The sequence below is a fragment of the Microbulbifer maximicatervae (SeqCode) genome (genome assembly GCF_052467505.1).
The window spans coordinates 1,103,625-1,122,124 of sequence record NZ_CP174313.1 but is presented as its reverse complement, the minus strand read 5'-3'; the positions used below and the strand labels follow the sequence as shown (position 1 = coordinate 1,122,124).

The following is an 18,500-nucleotide window of genomic DNA, read 5'->3' as shown; positions in this document are numbered from 1 at the left end:
ACTCAGACCGTCGCTTCTGCTTCGAGGAAGTCTTTGGCAAAGCGCTGCAAAACACCCCCAGCCTCATAAATGGAAACTTCTTCTGCGGTATCCAAACGACAGGTAACAGGAGCCTCAATCGTCTCACCATTGGCACGGTGGATAAGCAAGGTCAGCGTGGCATGGGGAGTGCGCTCACCGATTACGTCGAAACTCTCGGTACCGTCGATACCCAGGGTTTCACGGGTAGTGCCCGGCTTAAACTCCAGCGGCAGTACACCCATACCGATCAGGTTGGTGCGGTGAATTCGCTCGAAGCCTTCGGCCACAATCGCTTCCACACCCGCAAGGCGCACACCTTTCGCAGCCCAGTCACGGGAGGAGCCCTGCCCATAATCGGCACCCGCAATGATAATCAGCGGCTGCTTGCGATCCATATAGGTCTCGATGGCTTCCCACATACGGGTAACCTGTCCTTCCGGCTCGACACGAGCCAGGGAGCCCTGACGGACCTCGCCGTTATCATCGCGCACCATTTCGTTGAGTAGCTTCGGATTGGCGAAAGTTGCACGCTGGGCAGTGAGGTGGTCGCCGCGGTGGGTCGCGTAGGAGTTAAAGTCCTCCTCCGGCAATCCCATTTTCGCCAGGTATTCACCGGCAGCACTGCTGGCCAGAATGGCATTGGACGGAGACAAGTGGTCGGTAGTGATATTGTCACCCAGCACCGCCAGAGGGCGCATGCCCTTCAAACTGCGCTCGCCTGCCAGGGCACCTTCCCAATAAGGTGGGCGGCGGATATAGGTGCTCATCGGGCGCCAGTCGTAGAGTGCGTGGCCCTGCTCTTCTGCGGCATCCCGCTCTTCAAACATGGGAATATACACATCGCGGAACTGCTGTGGCTTCACGCTCTGACGTACGATCGCATCGATCTCTTCATCGCTGGGCCAAATATCTTTCAGGGTAATCGGGTTGCCTTCCCCATCGTATCCCAGCGCATCTTTTTCGATATCGAACCGGATGGTGCCGGCAATAGCGTAGGCAACGACTAGCGGCGGTGAAGCCAGGAAAGCCTGCTTGGCATAGGGGTGGATACGACCGTCGAAGTTGCGGTTTCCGGACAGGACTGCAGTGGCATACAGATCGCGGTCGATCACTTCCTGCTGGATTTTCGGGTCCAGGGCACCGCTCATGCCGTTACAGGTGGTGCAGGCGAAAGCCACTACGCCGAAACCCATCTGCTCCAGATCCGGTAGCAGGTCGGCCTCTTCCAGATACATTTTTACCGTTTTGGAACCCGGTGCCAGGGATGACTTGACCCAGGGCTTACGGGTCAGGCCGAGCTTGTTCGCATTGCGGGCAATCAGGCCTGCGGCAATCATATTGCGCGGGTTGCTGGTATTGGTGCAGCTGGTAATCGCAGCAATAATCACAGCACCATCGGGCATCTCACCGGCTTTCTCTTCCCAGGCTTTAGCGATTCCACGATTAGCCAGTTCTGAGGCCGGCAGCAGCGCGTGGGGGTTGGAGGGGCCAGCAAGGTTGCGACCTACTGTATCCAGGTCAAACTTCAGTACGCGCTCGTATTCGGCATCCTTCAAGGTGTCAGACCAGAGGCCCGTCTCTTTGGCAAACTTCTCTACCAAAGCTACCTGCTCATCATCGCGGCCGGTGAGTTTGAGGTAGTCGATGGTTTGCTCATCGATAGAGAACATGGCCGCAGTAGCACCATACTCTGGAGTCATATTGGAAATAGTGGCGCGATCGCCCAGGGTCAGGTTGGAAGCCCCCTCACCGTAAAACTCCAGGTAGGCGCCGACCACGCGCTCGCGGCGCAGGAATTCAGTGAGAGCCAATACCAAGTCGGTACCAGTAATACCCGGCTGCAACTTTCCGGTGAGTTCCACTCCAACAATATGCGGCAGACGCATATAAGAGGCGCGGCCAAGCATCACGCTCTCAGCTTCCAGGCCGCCAACACCCACAGAAATCACACCCAGAGCGTCTACCATCGGCGTGTGGCTATCGGTACCGACACAGGTATCCGGGAAGGCCACGCCCTCGCGCACCTGCACCACCGGAGACATTTTCTCCAGATTGATCTGGTGCATGATGCCGTTACCGGGGGGAATCACATCGACGTTTTCAAATGCGGTTTTGGTCCAATTGATAAAGTGGAAGCGATCTTCGTTACGACGCTCCTCTACCGCACGATTTTTTTCAAAAGCATCCTTCTCAAATCCGGGGTGCTCTACCGCGAGGGAGTGATCCACAATCAACTGGGTGGGAACAACTGGATTTACCTTGGCGGGATCACCGCCTTTATCGGCAATGGCATCGCGCAGACCAGCCAGGTCTACCAGCGCGGTTTGGCCGAGGATGTCGTGGCACACCACTCGGGCTGGAAACCAAGGGAAGTCCAACTCGCGCTTGCGCTCAATAATCTGTTTCAGGGAGTCGGTCAGTTTTGCCGGCTCGCAGCGACGCACCAGGTTTTCCGCCAGAATACGTGAGGTATACGGCAGTTTGGCATAGGCTCCGGGCTGGATCGCGTCAACAGCGGCTCGGGTATCGAAATAATCGAGGTCTGTACCGGGCAGTGATTTGCGGTAATCAGTATTCATAGCAGGTAAATCAGTCGAATCTTTTTTTAAAATCGTGTCTCTTCTGAGGGTGGCTCCAGGCCACTCACCAAAGGCAACCTGGAGCCGGCACACCGGGTGTGCCTCATTTCAAAAGTGAAATGAAAATTAACCGCGCTCAGCGATTGGAGTTACTGTACGGGGCTCAACACCTACGTACTCTGCACTCGGGCGAATAATGCGGTTATCAGCGCGCTGCTCGAATACATGTGCAGCCCAGCCGGTAACCCGGGACATTACAAAAATCGGGGTAAACAATTTTGTGGGAATACCCATAAAGTGATACGCGGAAGCGTGGAAGAAGTCTGCATTACAGAACAATTTTTTCTCGCGCCACATCACTTCTTCACAGCGAACAGATACCGGGTACAGCACGGTATCACCAACATCTTCAGCCAACTTTTCAGACCAGCCTTTGATAATCTCATTGCGCGGGTCGGACTCGCGGTAAATGGCGTGGCCGAAACCCATAATCTTCTCTTTGCGCTCCAGCATGCCCAGCAGTTCTTTCTCTGCTTCGTCTGGATTGGCGAAACGCTCGATCAGTTCCATTGCCGCTTCGTTGGCACCACCATGCAGAGGACCACGCAGGGTGCCGATAGCACCGGTGATGCAGCTGAACAGATCGGACAAAGTGGAAGCACAAACGCGAGCGGTAAAAGTAGACGCGTTAAATTCGTGCTCTGCATACAGAATCAGGGAAACGTTCATGACCTGCTCGTGCAGTTCATTGGGTTTCTCATCGCGCAGCATATGCAGGAAGTGGCCGCCAATGCTGTCGTCATCGGTTTCAGTTTCGATGCGTACATTGTCGTGGGTGAAACGGTACCAATAGCAGATTATGGAGGGGAATGCGGCCAGCAGGCGATTGGCTTTATCCAACTGCTGGGCGAAGGATTCTTCACCTTCCAGGTTACCCAACATGGAACAACCGGTGCGCATTACATCCATTGGATGGGCATCAGCCGGAATGCGCTCAAGCACTTCTTTTAATGCCTGCGGCAGGCCACGCTTGGCTTTCAGCAGCGCCTTGTATTCCGCCAGCTCTCCCTCAGTGGGTAATTCCCCATAGAAAATCAGGTAGGCAACTTCTTCAAACTCACAGTGCTGGGCCAGATCTTTAATATCGTAACCGCGGTAAGTCAGGCCGGAACCGGATTTACCCACTGTGGAAAGTGCAGTTTTACCTGCTACCTGGCCGCGCAGACCAGCACCGCCCAATGCTTTCTCTACCATCTTCTTATTTCCCCTGTTGTATACACATTTGCTGTATTCATCCAATTGAAAGCGCAGCGCCCGGCTTTCGCACCGGGCAGCTTGGGAGCCTCTGAATAACTCCGTAATGCCTACTTATTGAAAAGTTCGTCCAGCTTCTGCTCAAACTCGTGATAATTCAGGTAATCGTACAGCTCCTCACGGGTCTGCATGGTGTCGACAACCGCTTGCTGATCGCCATTTTGCAGGATGCTGGTATAAACGTTTTCCGCCGCGCGGTTCATCGCACGGAACGCCGACAGTGGATACAGTACGATATCTGCGCCCGCTTCGCCCAAATCTTTGGCGTTATACAGCTTGGTTTTACCAAACTCGGTAATATTCGCCAAAATCGGCACATTTAGCGCGTCTTTAAAGGCACGATAGTGCTCCAGCTCAGTAACCGCTTCCGCGAAAATGCCGTCGGCGCCAGCCTCAATACAAGCCTGGGCGCGTTCAATAGCCGCATCGAGCCCTTCCTGCGCAAAGGCATCGGTGCGGGCCATTACAAAGAAATCATCATCGGTACGGGCATCTACTGCCGCTTTGATACGGTCGACCATCTCCTGCTTGGAAACAATCTCTTTATTCGGGCGATGGCCACAGCGCTTCTGAGCTACCTGATCTTCGATGTGTACCGCAGCGGCACCAGCGCGGATCATCTCTTTAATGGTGCGGGAAATGTTGAAAGCGCCGCCCCAACCAGTATCGACATCCACTAAAAGCGGCAACTCACTGGCAGCAGTTATACGGCGCACATCCTCCAGTACATTATCGAGACTGGTCATACCCAAGTCCGGCAGACCGTAGGAGGCGTTGGCAACACCGGCGCCAGACAGGTAAATCGCCTTGTGACCAATACGTTCGGCCATAATGGCGGAATAGGCGTTGATGGTACCAACCACTTGCAGCGGTTGATTCTCGGCGAGTGCAGCGCGGAAACGCGCGCCAGCAGAAGGCTTTTGGCTCATGCTCTACCTCAGTTTCTTTTCAATGTTTATTCTCGAGGCGCGGATATGCCGGCGCATTAACAGCTCCGCCAGCTCACCATCCCCGGCCTCAATGGCCTCAATAATATGGTTGTGCTCGCGGAAAGCCCGCTGGGCCCGGGGACTGGCCATCCCCAACTGGTAGCGATACATACGAACACGGTAATAAAGTCGATTGCACAGGGTATCGATCAGAAGATCATTCTTTGATGCCTGCACGATACGGAAATGAAAATCAAAATCCCCTTCCGGCTGGAAGTACGCCTTACCGGCCTGCAGCTCTTCCTGCTGCTCATGGTGATAGAGCATTTGGCGCAGCTCGACCAGGTCTTCCTCGGTGCGCTGTTCCGCTGCCAGACGGCAAGCCATACCCTCGAGGGCTTCGCGAACTTCATAGAGTTCCAGTAAGCCGCGCTCACTTAACTCTACAACCCGGGCTCCGACATTGACCTTACGTTCCAGCAGCCCCAAAGACTCCAGGCGCATCACTGCTTCGCGCAAACTCCCGCGACTGGCATTAAAGCGGCGCGCCAGTTCCGGCTCGCTAATTTTGCTGCCAGAGGCGATTTGCCCCTCCACAATTTCAGCGCGCAAAGTCAGAAATAAGCGTTCAGCAAGGCTTTGACGCTCCTCTGAAGCTGAACCGGCAGTACCAACTACAGTCATGCAAGACCTGGATTGTCGACAATCTTAATGGGGCATGACATTAAATCACCAGCATTCTCTCGTCAACTGCAGGCATCTACGATTAAACATTAAGGATTGTTGACAATAGGGCAAAATAGGTGACTTTCAACAGAGCAGTAGTCTTGCCATGTTTAAGTGGGCATAATAGCGCCCGCGCCAGATGAGCCTGTTCGACTAACGCGAGCGCTCTATGCTTTATTTGGGGCTTAGGGAAAATCCCACAGAAAGAATATCCAGGCCTCGGAACAGCGCTTGTTTTAGGCTGCCACCACCCAGGTTACAGACAGAGTTATGCCGAAGAGTATTATCAGGCGATGGCTGCCAAGCCCCGAAGAAGTTAGAGCCAACAACGGCCTCAAATTTCTGGGGACTCTTCTCCACGACCCCAACCTTTTTCATTTGAATCGACACTCAGTCTCGGTCGCATTTGCGGTTGGCGTATTTACCAGCTTCCTCCCCTTGCCAGGGCAAATGGTTATTGCCGCCCTGCTCGCACTTTGGCTGCGCTGCAATCTACCTTTGTCGATGATTCTTGTATGGATCAGCAACCCAATCACCATGCCGGCTATTTTCTTTAGCACTTACAAGCTCGGCGCCTGGGTTCTAGGGGCGCCACCGGTGGATTTCAGCATCGAACTGTCGTGGGAATGGTTGACTAGTGAAGTCGGGAAGATCTGGCTGCCACTATTTACCGGTTCTCTGATTGCCGGGGTATTCTTTGCGACAGTGGCCTATTTTGCCATGCGTGCCCTCTGGCGCTGGCATGTTGTGAAAAGATGGAAACTGCGAATCCAAAGGCGATCAGCGGTCAGTTAATTTTTCCCACTGTAATCCCTCTGCAGGCACCAACAGGCAAAAGCCCCTGAGGCGATTGCCAGCAATGCCTGCAGGTAATACTCGGTAAGAGCACCCAGCGCCAGAGCTGCAATAGCTCCAACAAATAAAGCCTTGCGGGCCACCTTAATTTTGGCTGTGGCCGCAGCCAACGCGGCCGCCCACACCACCATAAACGCTGAAAGTGCCACTCCCAGTGAAACAATCCAAATGGGCCAGATCTCCCACCCCTCTGCGTAGCAAACAGAACCACTACGCATATCAGGCGGACAAAAAACCCTTAGGTACCACCCATCCAGCATCAAGGTAAAACAGGCAGCCAGCACCCAAGCCAAAAATGCGGCGGGCACCGGTAGATATCTTCTAAAAATTGAGACCCTACCCAAAAACCCGGCCCGACTTACTCATTGCGCAAAGCTGCTGCCGGCTGAACCCGACTGGCCTTAAGCGCCGGATACAAAGTTGCCAGCAAGCTAAGCAGAAAGCCCGCCGCCACAACCAGTGCCACGTCTCCCCACACCAACTGGGACGGCAAATAATCCACGGGATAGACATCAGACTTTAGGAACTGGATGCCGAGCATTGATTCCAGCCCCGCTACCAATTTGGTCACCGTCAGCGAGCCCAACACCCCCAACGCACCACCAACTACAGCCCCCACAAGCCCGACCAGCGCCCCCTGACTCACAAAAGTCAGTAAAATCTGTCGGGTACTGGCACCCATAGTACGGAGGATGGCGATATCAGCATGCTTATCGATAACCACCATTACCAAAGTGGAAACCACATTAAAGGCGGCAATCGCAATAATCAGGAAAACCAGTAACCCCACCAGGTTGCGGGACATCTGAATAGCCTGGTAGAGGTTGCCGTGGGTTCGGCTCCAATCAGTGCCGTAGAAATTGCCCCGAGGCAGGTCTTGCAGAAGACGCCGCATAATCCAGTTGGCCTCGAGCATTTCATTGACCCGTAACTGGACCCCTGCCCCACCGCCACCTCCAGCCAGAGCCCTGGCCTGCTGCCAGGCAACCAGGGCGAGAGATTGGTCCAATACAGTGCCAGAGTGAAAAACCTGCGCCACTTTAAATCCAGCAACCCTGGCTGCCTTGCGTGCACCGGTGGCACTATCGTTATTTGGCACAATCAGAGAAAGGTAATCACCCGCCTCAACCCCCAACTTTTCAGCGAGCCCTTTACCCAGAACCACACCCGGTTCAGACGGGTCAAGCAAGGCATCGAAGGATGAGGATTCAAGGAAGTCCCCGATATTGGAGACTTCGGTAATTGTCTCCGGGTTGACCCCCTGCACCAACAGCGGCGTCACTTCAGCCCCACGCCTGGCAAGCGCATTGACCTGCCACACTTCTGCAGCAGAAAGAACCGCAGGGTCGGAAACCAACTGTTGGCGCAACTGGGCCCAATCCACATCAGGGCTCCCATTGTAAATAGTGACATGGGGCATGATTCCCAGGATTCGCTCGCGCAACTCCCGGTCAAAACCATTCATCACCGACATCACCACAATCATCAAGGCGACACCGAGGATCAAACCAATCATCGATAAACCGGAAATGAATGAGACCAAACCGGCCGAATCGTCATTTCTGCGCTGGGCACCGGCATAGCGAAGCCCAATATAGGCGGGAAGAGGCTTAAACATGATCACCCTGGTGCCAGTCAGCAGTCAGCCGACCATCGATCAGATGCAGACAGCGATCCAGGGCTGCCGCCAGATCCGGGTCATGGGTAACAATCACAAAGCTAATTCCCATCTCCTGATTCAAGCGATCCATCAATTTATGGATCTCTGCCGCCGTAGCCCGATCCAGATTGCCGGTGGGTTCATCCATCAAAACACAGGCAGGCCTTGTCACCAGTGCCCGGGCAATGGCCACCCGTTGCCGTTCACCGCCAGAAAGCTGTGATGGCTTGTGCCCCATGCGCTCACCCAGGCCTACCGCCGTGAGCATCGCCTCGGCCTCTATGCGGGCTTCGGCAACTGAACGCTTGCCGATCAGTAATGGCATGGCGACATTTTCCAGGGCGGAAAACTCGTTAAGCAAATGGTGAAACTGGTATACAAAACCGAGACTGCTATTTCTCAACCAGCCCCGCTCATTGGCGTTGAGTTCAGCGAGATTCTTACCCGCAACCCAGACCTCACCGGAGCTTGGGGTATCGAGGCCACCAAGCAAGTTGAGCAGTGTCGATTTACCAGAGCCGGAAGCGCCGACGATGGCCAATTTCTCACCCCGCTTTACCTCAAGCTCAACACCACTCAGAACCTCCAGGTCCCGACCTCCCTGGCGATAATGTTTGCGCAATTGCCGACAAGCCAAAACAGCACCATCCGGGGCCGGAGCTGGCTGCGCTTTTTCCGTATCTATTTCCACTCGACTGTTCATCAAATTATTCGCTGTCTCTCAACATCTATAAATCACACCAAAACAGGCCGACTTATATAAATTATTCGTAACGCAAAGCTTCCGCCGGCTCAATCTGTGCCGCTCGCCAGGCAGGAAATATCGTTGCCAGCAGGCTCATACAAATTGCCGCCGTTAACACCACCACTGCATCGCCGACACGGAATTCAGAAGGCAGGTAACTAACAAAGAAAACACGGGGATCAAATATCTTGGCGCCTACTACCGACTCAATCCAGCTCACCATTTCAGTCAGGTTCATCGCTATCACGATGCCTAAAACAGCACCGGCAAAAGCGCCGATAATGCCAATGGCACTGCCCTGAATCACAAATACCGCCATAATCTGACGGGAGGTCAGCCCCAATGTTCGCAACACTGCAATATCGGAGCGCTTATCCGCAACCATCAGTACTAATGCGGAGACAATATTGAATGCGGCCACGGCGACAATGATCATCAGCATCAACGTGACAACAGTCTTCTCCATTTTAACTGCCTGGAAAAGACTTCCCTGGGAATCCCCCCAATCTTCACCCTGAAAACCCTCGCCCAGCTCATTTGCATAGACAGAAACAAGCCCCAGTGCGTTGTCCATATCATCAAAGCGCAACTGCAATCCCTGGACCTTACCCGTCATCCGGGTCAAGCGTGCAGCATCTTCAATATTGATCAGCGCAACATTCTGATCCACCTGCGCACCCACAGAGAAAACACCGGCAACCGTGAAACGCTTTGTTCTGGGGAATATACCAGCAGGGGTCACGCTGACTTCTGGCAGGGTCAGTATTACCGAATCTCCGGGAATCACATTGAGCTGATGGGCAAGGATTCGCCCCAGAACCACCCCATAGCTGCGGGGCTCGAGCAAGTCCAGGTTACCCATCACCATATGCTCACCGACGGTAGACACCTTGCGCAGCGCTTGCGGTTCCACACCTTGGAACTGGGCACCGTGACTGCTGCCATGAGCACTCAAGAGGGCGTAGCCATTCACAAAAGGGCTGGTCGCTTCGACATGTGGCTGAGCTTCCAACTGCCGTGCAGGTGTCTCCCAGTCCACAAGGCCGCCTTCCCGCTCGACAAAGCCGTGAGGTACAACACTTAGTATTCGGGTTTTAAGCTCACGATCGAAGCCGTTCATAACAGAAGCGACAACAATCAACGCAAAAACTCCAAGGGCCATTCCCAGTAGAGAAAAGCCATTGATAAAGGAAATAAACTGCTGCCTGCGGCGGGCAGCCACGTAGCGCAGACCAATAAATAGGGGGACAGGTTTTAACATAGGGTCGATTTAAACGGAAAAACGTCAGGAAATCCAAAGATTTAGGCAAGTTTACCGAACGTTGTAAGTCTTGAGCTGGGCCTTCAGGCGTTTCAACGCCTCTTCATCCCACTCCTCTGGCTCTGTAAGGGCGAGCCATGCCAAGGTGTATCCCCACGGGGTATACCGATGGCCAAAAGATAACGGAGCCAGCCCTACGTTTAAGTCTGCCAGTAGCTGCAATCCGGTAACTAGAGGGTACCACTGGAGATCCGGCGATACATCAGGTCCTCTGGGATGCTTCAACCAATCGGGCCTTTCCAGCGCCCAGCGCACACTAAAGAAGACAATCGGGTCACTGGCGTGCTGCAGAAATGCAATCCTGAACTCACCCCAAGGCTCACGACCAATATAGCCTCCGTACTGATTACCAAAACGCACCACCTCTCCCCCTTTGAACTCTGGTAGCCAGGCGGGAGTGCCCGGATCTCGATTTCTGACAATCCGGTTCCACATGCCTACACCGAGGGGCGGCCCAGCCCAAAGGGCTCCATCAATTGGGTCATCGATAATGTCATAAAAGTCGAAGGAGTCTTCAGAAAGTTGAGCGCCAAGACTGAGGCCAAACAAGTAAACTCGGGGCCGCTCATCTTCAGGCAACTCAGCCCAATAATCATAAATGACCTTAAACAATGCTCGCGCCGACTCGAGCCCCTCAGAATCATCCGCCATCAGCGCTATCGGGCTGGATAGATAGGAGTACTGCGCCGCAACAGTGGCGGTATTACCTCGATACAAAAACTCTAAAGAATTTACAGCACCGGGATCAACCCAGCCGGCGCCGGTTGGAGTTGCCACTAATAAGATTTCACGCCTGAATGCACCAACCCGCTTTAATTCCTCCAGCGCCAACTGAGCGCTCTTCATGGGCGTCGAAGCACTATCAAGCCCAACGAAAACCCTGATGGGCTGTACTGCAGAACCAGCCACCTCTTTTATTTCTTCCTCTGTCGGCCCCAGCGTTAAGAACCGGCGCCCTTGATTGCCAATGTCATCCCACTTGATCAGCGAATTGGCGCCACCAGGAAGATTGGGGTCTGCCGGAGGGGGAATACTCTTCGCATAAGAATTATCTAGCCGCTGATAGGTCGATGAAATCACATGCAAACCTGCTTTCAACAGCACCCCATTAAAAACAGCCCAGTAAAGAAGCACAGCCGCCAACACACCCACAAGCATCGCCACTCGCTCGGGCACATGCTGCTCCACATAGCAGGCCACCAGGAGAACTATTCGCTGAAACCCTTTTCCCAGGCACCACAACACCAGGAACATGAGGAGAGATATTACAGCGATCGTAATAGGCTCTACGGTACCAACCTGCTCCATACCCATAAGGGCGCGGATAGAGTTCTGCCACTTCACTCCCTGCCAGAGAGAAACAAGAAAAAGAAGGAGACACACAGCCAATACACTTCGATCAAATAGACGTCTTTGCCATGTGGAAATCGGCAGATTGGGGATACCCAGGTATTTCCAAAGCCAGCACAGAAAAACCCCGAAAACATAGCCGACAAAGAATGCGACGCCGCCCAGTATTCCCTGCATTACATCACTGCGAGGAATAAGGGATGGCGTAAGGGAGAGCGCAAAGCAGATAGAACCAATAAGAAGGCCGAGAATTGAAAAGGTATTAACCAGCCTCATTCTTGTCCGCTCGACAAGCCAAGCATAATTAACAGCCTAGCATAGGCGCCGATACAGCCAGCCAAGCCGTCTTCTGTTAAATCGCATCAAAATTCGAAGTAGTAGCGCTGCAAGAATTTAGCCATCAACTCATGGCACCTAACATTCCAAAGAGGCGCATTTATTTCTATTCTTGGCGCGAAAACGTGAAGAATAACAGGAGCATTGGCGGAAATTCTGTTTTAATGGGACGGCTAATGGAACATCTACATCGGAGAACAAAAAATGTTCAGCAGACTCCGCAGCGGATTAAATTGTCTCGCTGGCTCAATGGCTCTACTTCTTACTTTTGGCGCCCAGGCGACAACCATTGAAGTACCCGTAGGCACCCAGGGTGGGGAAGCTCACCATTGAAGAAGTCCGTGGGCTTAAAAAACATGATGTGACCTCACGCCTGGGAGAACCCCTTGGTATTGAGGGGCCAATTGGCGAACCGGCTATCACGCGCTGGGAATACGGCGAGTTCTATGTTTTCTTTGAGCAGGACACCGTCCTACACACAGTGAAAAAACCCAGCGGCTGATCTAGCGCATCTTGGCAGGCACTCAACTGAAGCTGCCTGCCTTACCCAAAGTGAAGCACCCCACTCTAGCTGCAGCTGCAAGATAATTCAGCCCCGCCCTTTTGCTGATTCGGAAATTTAAGGTCACAGTAACCTGAAGCAACCACCTCCAACTGGAGTTACAAGCTGTGCGCTATATCACCATTCTGCTTTTTGTACTAACCACCATTGCCCAGGCTGAAGTCACCCTGGTGGAAGTGATTAAGTCCGAAAACAAAATGCACTTGCTCGATGGCGACAAGGTTATAAAGAGCTACCATGTAGCCTTCGGCGGGCACCCCCAAGGACACAAGCAGCAGGAAGGCGATGAAAAAACCCCCGAGGGACACTACACGCTGGACTATAAAAAAGAAAACTCCTCTTATTATCGGGCAATGCATATTTCCTATCCCAATGCCGAAGACCGCGCTCAAGCTGAGGCTCGAGGAGTCTCGCCAGGTGGCTTCATTATGGTCCATGGCCAGCGCAATCGACTCGGCTGGCTCGCTCCAATCACCCAACGTTTTAACTGGACTGATGGTTGTATTGCCCTTACCAATGACGAGATGGATGAGTTTATGGCACTCGTAAAAATCGGCACCCCCATTGCAATCCGCTGGTGAAACATCACCAAGATAGAGGCCATAACAGCTCTTCAAAGTCCTTAGGGAGATTTTGAAGAACTGCCCGATAGCCAAGGGACTGGATTTCCCCTCTACAACCAGTCAATATGCCCGCCGTAACTTCACCTTGGTGGGGTGGTCAACTTTTAGGCAAGCTGACAGAACACCACCTTCCGGACTAATGAGAAACCGATAGAAAATGACAGTAAAAGTCGAATCCGTAGATAGCCTATTGAAATCCAGCGGTCGCGAGGGCGAAGAAGTCCGCGTTCAAGGCTGGATCAGAACCCGCCGCGACTCCAAAGCCGGCCTCTCTTTCCTGGCCGTACATGACGGCAGCTGCTTTGATCCGATCCAGGTCGTTGCTGAGAATCACCTGCACAATTACCAGTCAGAAGTGCAGCGCCTGACTACCGGCTGCGCGGTAGATATCCTCGGTACCATCAAACCATCCGAAGGCAAGGGTCAGTCTATCGAACTGCTCGCCACCGAAGTCCAGGTTGTCGGCTGGGTGGAAGACCCGGATACCTATCCCATGTCCCCCAAGCGCCACACTATGGAGCACTTGCGCGAACACGCTCACCTGCGCCCGCGCACCAATGTCAGTGGTGCCGTAGCCCGCGTACGTAACTGTATCGCCCAAGCGATTCACCGTTTTTATCACGAGAACGGCTTCCTCTACGTGCACACCCCAATTCTCACCGCTTCTGACTGTGAAGGTGCTGGCGAGATGTTCCGGGTCAGTACCCTGGATATGGAGAACTTGCCGCGCACAGATAAGGGTGCGGTGGACTACAGCAAGGACTTCTTCGGCGAAGAGAGCTTCCTCACTGTATCCGGCCAGCTGAATGTTGAGAGCTACTGCCTGGCCATGTCCAAGGTGTACACCTTCGGCCCCACCTTCCGTGCAGAAAACTCCAATACCACTCGCCACCTGGCAGAGTTCTGGATGGTTGAGCCGGAAGTTGCCTTTGCAGACCTGGCAGATGTAGCCGATCTCTCCGAGCAAATGCTGAAGTATGTATCCAAGGCGGTACTGGAAGAGCGCGCCGATGATATGGCCTTCTTTGCTCAGCGCATCGACAAGGAGGCTATCAGCCGCCTGGAGAATATCATCGACAACGATTTCGCCCGCATCAACTACTCCGAAGCGATTGAAATCCTGGAAAGCTGCAAAGAGAAGTTCGAGTTCCCCGTATCCTGGGGTATTGATCTGGCCTCTGAGCATGAGCGTTACCTGGCAGAGAAGCACTTCAAAAAGCCAGTTATCGTGATGAACTATCCGAAGGACATTAAAGCCTTCTACATGCGCATGAACGACGATGGCAAAACCGTTGCCGCAATGGACGTTCTGGCACCGGGAATCGGCGAAATTATCGGCGGCGCCCAACGTGAAGAGCGTTTGGAGAAGCTCGATGAGCGTATGGATGAAATGAATGTACCCAAGGAACACCTGGACTGGTACCGCGACCTGCGCCGCTACGGTACAGTGCCTCATGCGGGCTTTGGCCTGGGCTTTGATCGCATCGTGTCCTACGTGACCGGCATGGGCAACATCCGCGATGTAATCCCCTTCCCGCGCACACCGAAGAACATCTCGTTCTAAATAAAAAGCCCCGCGTTGCGGGGCTTTTTATTTCACATACAAATCTTCAAGCGCTCAGCCCAGTTGCTGTAGCAATGATGTCATCGCTCGCCTTTTCACTGATCATATAGACCGGCACCACAATGAAAAAACCGGGGATTCGGGGGAACACCGAAGCATCCACCACCCTTAAATTATTGGTGCCGTGAACCCGGAATTTACTGTCGACAACTGCCATAGGATCACTGGCAGGCCCCATTTTATTGGAACAGGAAGCGTGATGCCCCCAAGCTTGGTTCTTAACAAAATCGCCAATTTGCTGATCTGATTGAACCTCATTACCGGGCAATAATTCCCTGGAGACCTGCTTGCTCACAATAGGGCCCGACATAATATCCCTGGAAATTTTTACCCCCTCAACAACTGCCTGAAGGTCTTCTCCCAGAGCATCATTACCCTCACCAAAATAGTGGAAGTTGATTTCCGGCGTATCCCTGGGATCAGCAGATTGCAGTGTCACACGTCCGGCGGTATTGTTCGTATGGCCTTTCAGTACAATCCAGGAGAAACGGTCTTTGTAGTCCCGCAACGCCTGGGAGTACCCGGGAAAGTATCCGTGGAAATCGGAGGGCACTCCGAAAATAAACAAGTCGGGATCTTCCAGCTCCGGTTTGGAACGTTTGACCAGAGACAATACTGGACCATTTCCACTGTAGGGCCCCTGATTGAACCAGCCATAGCGATAGCGATTTAAGCAAGGATCATTCCCCTCCCCCCAAGTGCAATCTTTAAGAAGGGCAAGATCCTCACTCATCTCACTAACGATTCCGACCTCGTAGCGATCCTGGAGGTTCTCTCCTACCCCAGGCAGATCTACCAGGGGCTCTATGCCGTGATCTCGGGAGCTCATGGGCGGGACCAATTCCCGACAACTTGAGAAGTTGCGGGCTATTGAAGGCCCCTCCAGACAAGATAACCTCGCGATTTGCCCGCACTTGCCTTAAGACTCCGGCAGTACCACTTTCGTCATGGTAAGGGTCTGCCTTATACAGGCTCGCCCCCTCTAAAAACTCCACTCCAACAGCAGTATTCCCCTCAAACAACACACGAGTTGCCAATGAATTTGTACGAATATGAAGCAAGTTTGGGTAAACTGACTGGGTATCCAAGAGGTATTCGCGCACACTGGTACGGCGGTTTCGACTATCTGCTGCCATAGGGGCGATAAAAGGCCCTTCCTGGCCACTGGCCACGTCCCAATGATTGATATCCAGGCGAAGATTGCCGCTGATAATTTTTTCCAAGGCCCCTTCGAGCCCATATTTGGCCAGCGCAGCCTGGGCAACTTTCAAGATCGCCGGGTCTTCCAGCAATAACGCGGGGTTGCCGCGATTCGTAGGCAGCCAACCATCAAAACCGTGGCGGGATGGGTTAGAGAAAATTGGGCGGGGCACATATTCACAACGCTCTAAACGCTCAAAATATCGCCGCATATTTGCGCTATCCCAGGAAATATCCCCTGTATCCCGTGCTATGCGGTCAAAATCATTGTTATGTGGATAGACCGTAATCAGTGCGTGGTGCGTGGTACAACCACCGATAGTACTCGCCCGTGGGTAGAGGATTCCCTTCCCGGAAACGTATTTTTCGTCCAGTTTCTGCTGATTGATATCTGCATAATGCTTAACAAAAAAGTCCCAGCTCAATTTGGGGTCTTCAGACGCGAAGGGGTGCCATGCTGGAATATTATGGGTGTCATCACTAGGATCGTCAGCACCAGCTTCCAGCACCAAAACAGAAAATCCCGCCTTTGCTAAATTTACCGCTAATGGCCCCCCACCCGCACCCGACCCAACAATCACGTAGTCATATTGATCATAGAAATTCCGATCCAACATTGAGAGAGCGGAAACCAATCCTGTTGAAGCCGCGCTGGCAGCAATACCCAGTTGCATCGCTCCTTTAGTAAAATTTCTACGGCTAATTTTTTTACTCGACACTTTTTTGTCAATCGAATCCTTCTCTTCCATAGTGCTTATCCATTTTTATAGGTTGTATCCGAGATAAGCATTATGCACGCCAGCTTTTGCAATTCTGTCTTACAGGGATTGCTTTAATCTAAAACTCGACCTACTTACCAGCGCCAGGATGTATCACATGCCTAAAAGATATATCGACGCAAGACTTCTTAAATGAAATTAAATAAACCTCTCCCACTCCACCTGGAGACCCCAGAAGAGAAGCACCTGTGAGGCATCAAATAAAAGGCAAACGAGTTATTAAGCTGGCCAAAACCAGAGGTCACGCTCCAAAATTCAATCAACCAGATAAACCTTCAAGCACCACCTCAAAAAGGAAATATAAATAAATTTGAATAACTGCAAGGCAGTTTATTATTTTAAGCATTACGCCAACGCTTAAAATAATAAATTACCCAGTCCAGCAAGTAACAAACTCAACTCACAATGGCGGTTTTCGTGAATTTTCTACACAATCAGTCGCTGGAATATTCTTAGCCCCCCCTATTGAGAGCTTAAAACATTGCCCAAAGTATCAATCTGTCTATATGATGCAATCATCGAATTTGATTGCGATTCTTGGAATAACAACTAGATTAATAAACACTAAAAAATAAAAGCGATCCGATTCAACCCAAAATCCTCAGGAGCATCGGACACAAGTTTTAGTTGATGACCGTGAGAAGGAGATCAGAATGTCTGGAAAAGAGCTCTATATCACCTACGAAGAACTTTTAAAACTCGAGAGTTTTAGAAAACCTAACTCAACACCAAGAAAACCACAAAACATTGATACCACCCACCTTGATGATATCGAAGTAATCATTGCCAACGGCAAAGGAATTCAAGCTCTCGATAGAGAAGCTATCAACAAACTACCACTAACAGGATGGGTTTGTAGATTTCCCGCCCACATTCACCCCCCAAAAGGGTTGAAACTCGTTCAAGTCAGCGAGCACCTATTGAATATTGCTCCGGCTAGAAATATGCAGTTGCAAAAATTTGAGGCTTTAGTCAAGGAACTCACTATCAGCGCCATCACAATATTCAAGAAGCAAGGTCGAGCCGTCTGATATATGACCCTGATCACGGCCGACTGCAAAACGGTATGCTATTGAGCTGCCGTTTTGCTATCTCTCCACTAAGTACTTACCCCCTAGCCTATTAATTTCTGAAATGCGATTAGCTTCCTGATGTAAGCTCGCATTTCCGGAGTATCAAATTTCCCCTGATAACGATCAGGATCGTTGACTGAGCGCCCCTTAATACCGGGACAGCCACCAAATCGTATTAGTGTGGAAAAAGCAGGCATTAACTGCAACTCCTCTACCGAAGCCTTGATTTCTAAATCCAAATGATCTGAGTACTCTTCAATATATCTGGAAACCGTCCCCATACCTGAAAGTGTTTGCGCACAAACCATATTCCCAACTGTCCCAAACTTGGGGAATCGATGAACTTCTTTAAAGTCCACCTTATCAAAGCTGGCCAATAGATTTTCCTTCAATACCAACTCGGCAAACTCCAGGTGCTCCCCCTTTTTGGGTTTCAAGCCTGTCACCTGGTAGTGGAGCGCCTCAAAGGGAACAAAAAGATTGCTCCACCCCTTTTCAATTTTTGAAATTGCATATTCCTTATAAGCAGCTTTTTCCTGATACTTATCGATAGTCTGAAAGATTGAAAGCGCCAGACCAACAACTGCCACCCCGGCTGCAACACCGCCTATCCTGGTTACCCTTTTCAGGCCAATTTGGGTTTCATCCCATGTCTTCCCATGAATTGCCAAAAGAGCCGCGATAGCTGTAAGTGCATGCCCTAAAATAGAAATAGTCAGATCCATAAGCTCCCCCAGAAAAAAATCAAATTTCAATATGCACTAAAAATAAAATCTTGGTATCACTATCTACCGATACCAGAA

General features: G+C 51.9%; 18 protein-coding genes. 6 read left to right on the top strand and 12 right to left on the bottom strand.

All coding sequences use genetic code 11. From position 1 onward, the window contains the following. Window positions 1–2: 2 nt before the first annotated feature. The 4 genes from acnD to ACJJIN_RS05100 all read right to left on the bottom strand — a co-directional run bounded on the left by acnD (window position 3) and on the right by ACJJIN_RS05100 (window position 5,527). Window positions 3–2,600, bottom strand: a complete 2,598-nt coding sequence (gene acnD / locus ACJJIN_RS05115) for a Fe/S-dependent 2-methylisocitrate dehydratase AcnD (protein WP_444897150.1) — start codon at window positions 2,598–2,600, stop codon at window positions 3–5. A gap of 126 nt (window positions 2,601–2,726) precedes the next feature. Beyond that, window positions 2,727–3,854: a bifunctional 2-methylcitrate synthase/citrate synthase gene (gene prpC, locus ACJJIN_RS05110; protein WP_282932635.1), complete on the bottom strand. Its 1,128-nt coding sequence runs from the start codon at window positions 3,852–3,854 to the stop codon at window positions 2,727–2,729. Window positions 3,855–3,964: 110 nt separating this feature from the next. Next, the gene (gene prpB, locus ACJJIN_RS05105) at window positions 3,965–4,843 is read right to left on the bottom strand and encodes a methylisocitrate lyase (RefSeq protein WP_444897149.1); all 879 of its coding nucleotides are present in this window, start codon (window positions 4,841–4,843) and stop codon (window positions 3,965–3,967) included. 3 nt (window positions 4,844–4,846) lie between these two features. Then, on the bottom strand, window positions 4,847–5,527 hold the full coding sequence (locus ACJJIN_RS05100; protein WP_282932633.1) for a GntR family transcriptional regulator: 681 nt from the start codon (window positions 5,525–5,527) through the stop codon (window positions 4,847–4,849). 312 nt (window positions 5,528–5,839) lie between these two features. On the opposite strand from ACJJIN_RS05100, the gene ACJJIN_RS05095 reads away from it, so the two are divergent. Continuing rightward, complete coding sequence (locus tag ACJJIN_RS05095) at window positions 5,840–6,364, top strand: DUF2062 domain-containing protein (RefSeq protein ID WP_444897148.1); 525 nt, start codon at window positions 5,840–5,842, stop codon at window positions 6,362–6,364. Here ACJJIN_RS05095 and ACJJIN_RS05090 read toward each other — a convergent pair. The 5 genes from ACJJIN_RS05090 to ACJJIN_RS05070 all read right to left on the bottom strand — a co-directional run bounded on the left by ACJJIN_RS05090 (window position 6,361) and on the right by ACJJIN_RS05070 (window position 11,776). Further along, the gene (locus ACJJIN_RS05090) at window positions 6,361–6,732 is read right to left on the bottom strand and encodes a hypothetical protein (protein ID WP_444897147.1); all 372 of its coding nucleotides are present in this window, start codon (window positions 6,730–6,732) and stop codon (window positions 6,361–6,363) included. The genes ACJJIN_RS05095 and ACJJIN_RS05090 overlap by 4 nt on opposite strands. A 50-nt stretch (window positions 6,733–6,782) precedes the next feature. Next, window positions 6,783–8,042 (bottom strand): lipoprotein-releasing ABC transporter permease subunit, encoded by a 1,260-nt coding sequence (locus ACJJIN_RS05085; RefSeq protein ID WP_444897146.1) that lies wholly within the window; start codon window positions 8,040–8,042, stop codon window positions 6,783–6,785. Beyond that, on the bottom strand, window positions 8,035–8,787 hold the full coding sequence (lolD, locus tag ACJJIN_RS05080; RefSeq protein WP_444897145.1) for a lipoprotein-releasing ABC transporter ATP-binding protein LolD: 753 nt from the start codon (window positions 8,785–8,787) through the stop codon (window positions 8,035–8,037). Before lolD ends, ACJJIN_RS05085 begins: the two co-directional genes overlap by 8 nt. A gap of 61 nt (window positions 8,788–8,848) precedes the next feature. After that, the gene (locus ACJJIN_RS05075; RefSeq protein WP_444897144.1) at window positions 8,849–10,090 is read right to left on the bottom strand and encodes a lipoprotein-releasing ABC transporter permease subunit; all 1,242 of its coding nucleotides are present in this window, start codon (window positions 10,088–10,090) and stop codon (window positions 8,849–8,851) included. 51 nt (window positions 10,091–10,141) lie between these two features. Then, window positions 10,142–11,776, bottom strand: coding sequence for an alpha/beta hydrolase (locus tag ACJJIN_RS05070; RefSeq protein ID WP_444897143.1), 1,635 nt, complete (start codon window positions 11,774–11,776; stop codon window positions 10,142–10,144). A gap of 264 nt (window positions 11,777–12,040) precedes the next feature. Here ACJJIN_RS05070 and ACJJIN_RS05065 point away from each other — a divergent pair, with 264 nt between their 5' ends. From ACJJIN_RS05065 to asnS, 4 genes are all read left to right on the top strand, one after another. Next, window positions 12,041–12,169: a hypothetical protein gene (locus ACJJIN_RS05065; RefSeq protein ID WP_444897142.1), complete on the top strand. Its 129-nt coding sequence runs from the start codon at window positions 12,041–12,043 to the stop codon at window positions 12,167–12,169. After that, complete coding sequence (locus ACJJIN_RS05060) at window positions 12,150–12,338, top strand: hypothetical protein (RefSeq protein WP_444897141.1); 189 nt, start codon at window positions 12,150–12,152, stop codon at window positions 12,336–12,338. Before ACJJIN_RS05065 ends, ACJJIN_RS05060 begins: the two co-directional genes overlap by 20 nt. 167 nt (window positions 12,339–12,505) lie before the next feature. Next, on the top strand, window positions 12,506–12,979 hold the full coding sequence (locus ACJJIN_RS05055) for a L,D-transpeptidase family protein (protein WP_444897140.1): 474 nt from the start codon (window positions 12,506–12,508) through the stop codon (window positions 12,977–12,979). A 199-nt stretch (window positions 12,980–13,178) separates the two neighbouring features. Next, window positions 13,179–14,585 carry an asparagine--tRNA ligase gene (gene asnS, locus ACJJIN_RS05050; protein ID WP_444897139.1) on the top strand — a complete coding sequence of 469 codons (1,407 nt, stop codon included), beginning with the start codon at window positions 13,179–13,181 and terminating at the stop codon, window positions 14,583–14,585. A 46-nt stretch (window positions 14,586–14,631) separates the two neighbouring features. On the opposite strand, the gene ACJJIN_RS05045 is transcribed toward asnS, so the two are convergent. Next, the gene (locus ACJJIN_RS05045) at window positions 14,632–15,474 is read right to left on the bottom strand and encodes a GMC family oxidoreductase (RefSeq protein ID WP_444897138.1); all 843 of its coding nucleotides are present in this window, start codon (window positions 15,472–15,474) and stop codon (window positions 14,632–14,634) included. Continuing rightward, window positions 15,383–16,594, bottom strand: a complete 1,212-nt coding sequence (locus ACJJIN_RS05040) for a GMC family oxidoreductase (protein WP_444897137.1) — start codon at window positions 16,592–16,594, stop codon at window positions 15,383–15,385. Before ACJJIN_RS05040 ends, ACJJIN_RS05045 begins: the two co-directional genes overlap by 92 nt. A 683-nt stretch (window positions 16,595–17,277) precedes the next feature. On the opposite strand from ACJJIN_RS05040, the gene ACJJIN_RS05035 reads away from it, so the two are divergent. Further along, complete coding sequence (locus ACJJIN_RS05035) at window positions 17,278–17,655, top strand: hypothetical protein (protein WP_444897136.1); 378 nt, start codon at window positions 17,278–17,280, stop codon at window positions 17,653–17,655. Window positions 17,656–17,738: 83 nt separating this feature from the next. Here ACJJIN_RS05035 and ACJJIN_RS05030 read toward each other — a convergent pair whose 3' ends face one another. Further along, window positions 17,739–18,452, bottom strand: coding sequence for a hypothetical protein (locus ACJJIN_RS05030; RefSeq protein ID WP_444897135.1), 714 nt, complete (start codon window positions 18,450–18,452; stop codon window positions 17,739–17,741). Window positions 18,453–18,500 lie beyond the last annotated feature (48 nt).

Coding starts and splice junctions, on each gene's coding strand:
- asnS (WP_444897139.1), top strand. CDS start 13,179: ATGACAGTAAAAGTCGAATCCGTAGATAGCCTATTGAAATCCAGCGGT.
- ACJJIN_RS05045 (WP_444897138.1), bottom strand. CDS start 15,474: ATGAGCTCCCGAGATCACGGCATAGAGCCCCTGGTAGATCTGCCTGGG.
- ACJJIN_RS05095 (WP_444897148.1), top strand. CDS start 5,840: ATGCCGAAGAGTATTATCAGGCGATGGCTGCCAAGCCCCGAAGAAGTT.
- ACJJIN_RS05075 (WP_444897144.1), bottom strand. CDS start 10,090: ATGTTAAAACCTGTCCCCCTATTTATTGGTCTGCGCTACGTGGCTGCC.
- ACJJIN_RS05070 (WP_444897143.1), bottom strand. CDS start 11,776: ATGAGGCTGGTTAATACCTTTTCAATTCTCGGCCTTCTTATTGGTTCT.
- prpB (WP_444897149.1), bottom strand. CDS start 4,843: ATGAGCCAAAAGCCTTCTGCTGGCGCGCGTTTCCGCGCTGCACTCGCC.
- ACJJIN_RS05035 (WP_444897136.1), top strand. CDS start 17,278: ATGTCTGGAAAAGAGCTCTATATCACCTACGAAGAACTTTTAAAACTC.
- prpC (WP_282932635.1), bottom strand. CDS start 3,854: ATGGTAGAGAAAGCATTGGGCGGTGCTGGTCTGCGCGGCCAGGTAGCA.
- ACJJIN_RS05085 (WP_444897146.1), bottom strand. CDS start 8,042: ATGTTTAAGCCTCTTCCCGCCTATATTGGGCTTCGCTATGCCGGTGCC.
- ACJJIN_RS05100 (WP_282932633.1), bottom strand. CDS start 5,527: ATGACTGTAGTTGGTACTGCCGGTTCAGCTTCAGAGGAGCGTCAAAGC.
- ACJJIN_RS05040 (WP_444897137.1), bottom strand. CDS start 16,594: ATGGAAGAGAAGGATTCGATTGACAAAAAAGTGTCGAGTAAAAAAATT.
- acnD (WP_444897150.1), bottom strand. CDS start 2,600: ATGAATACTGATTACCGCAAATCACTGCCCGGTACAGACCTCGATTAT.
- ACJJIN_RS05065 (WP_444897142.1), top strand. CDS start 12,041: ATGTTCAGCAGACTCCGCAGCGGATTAAATTGTCTCGCTGGCTCAATG.
- lolD (WP_444897145.1), bottom strand. CDS start 8,787: ATGAACAGTCGAGTGGAAATAGATACGGAAAAAGCGCAGCCAGCTCCG.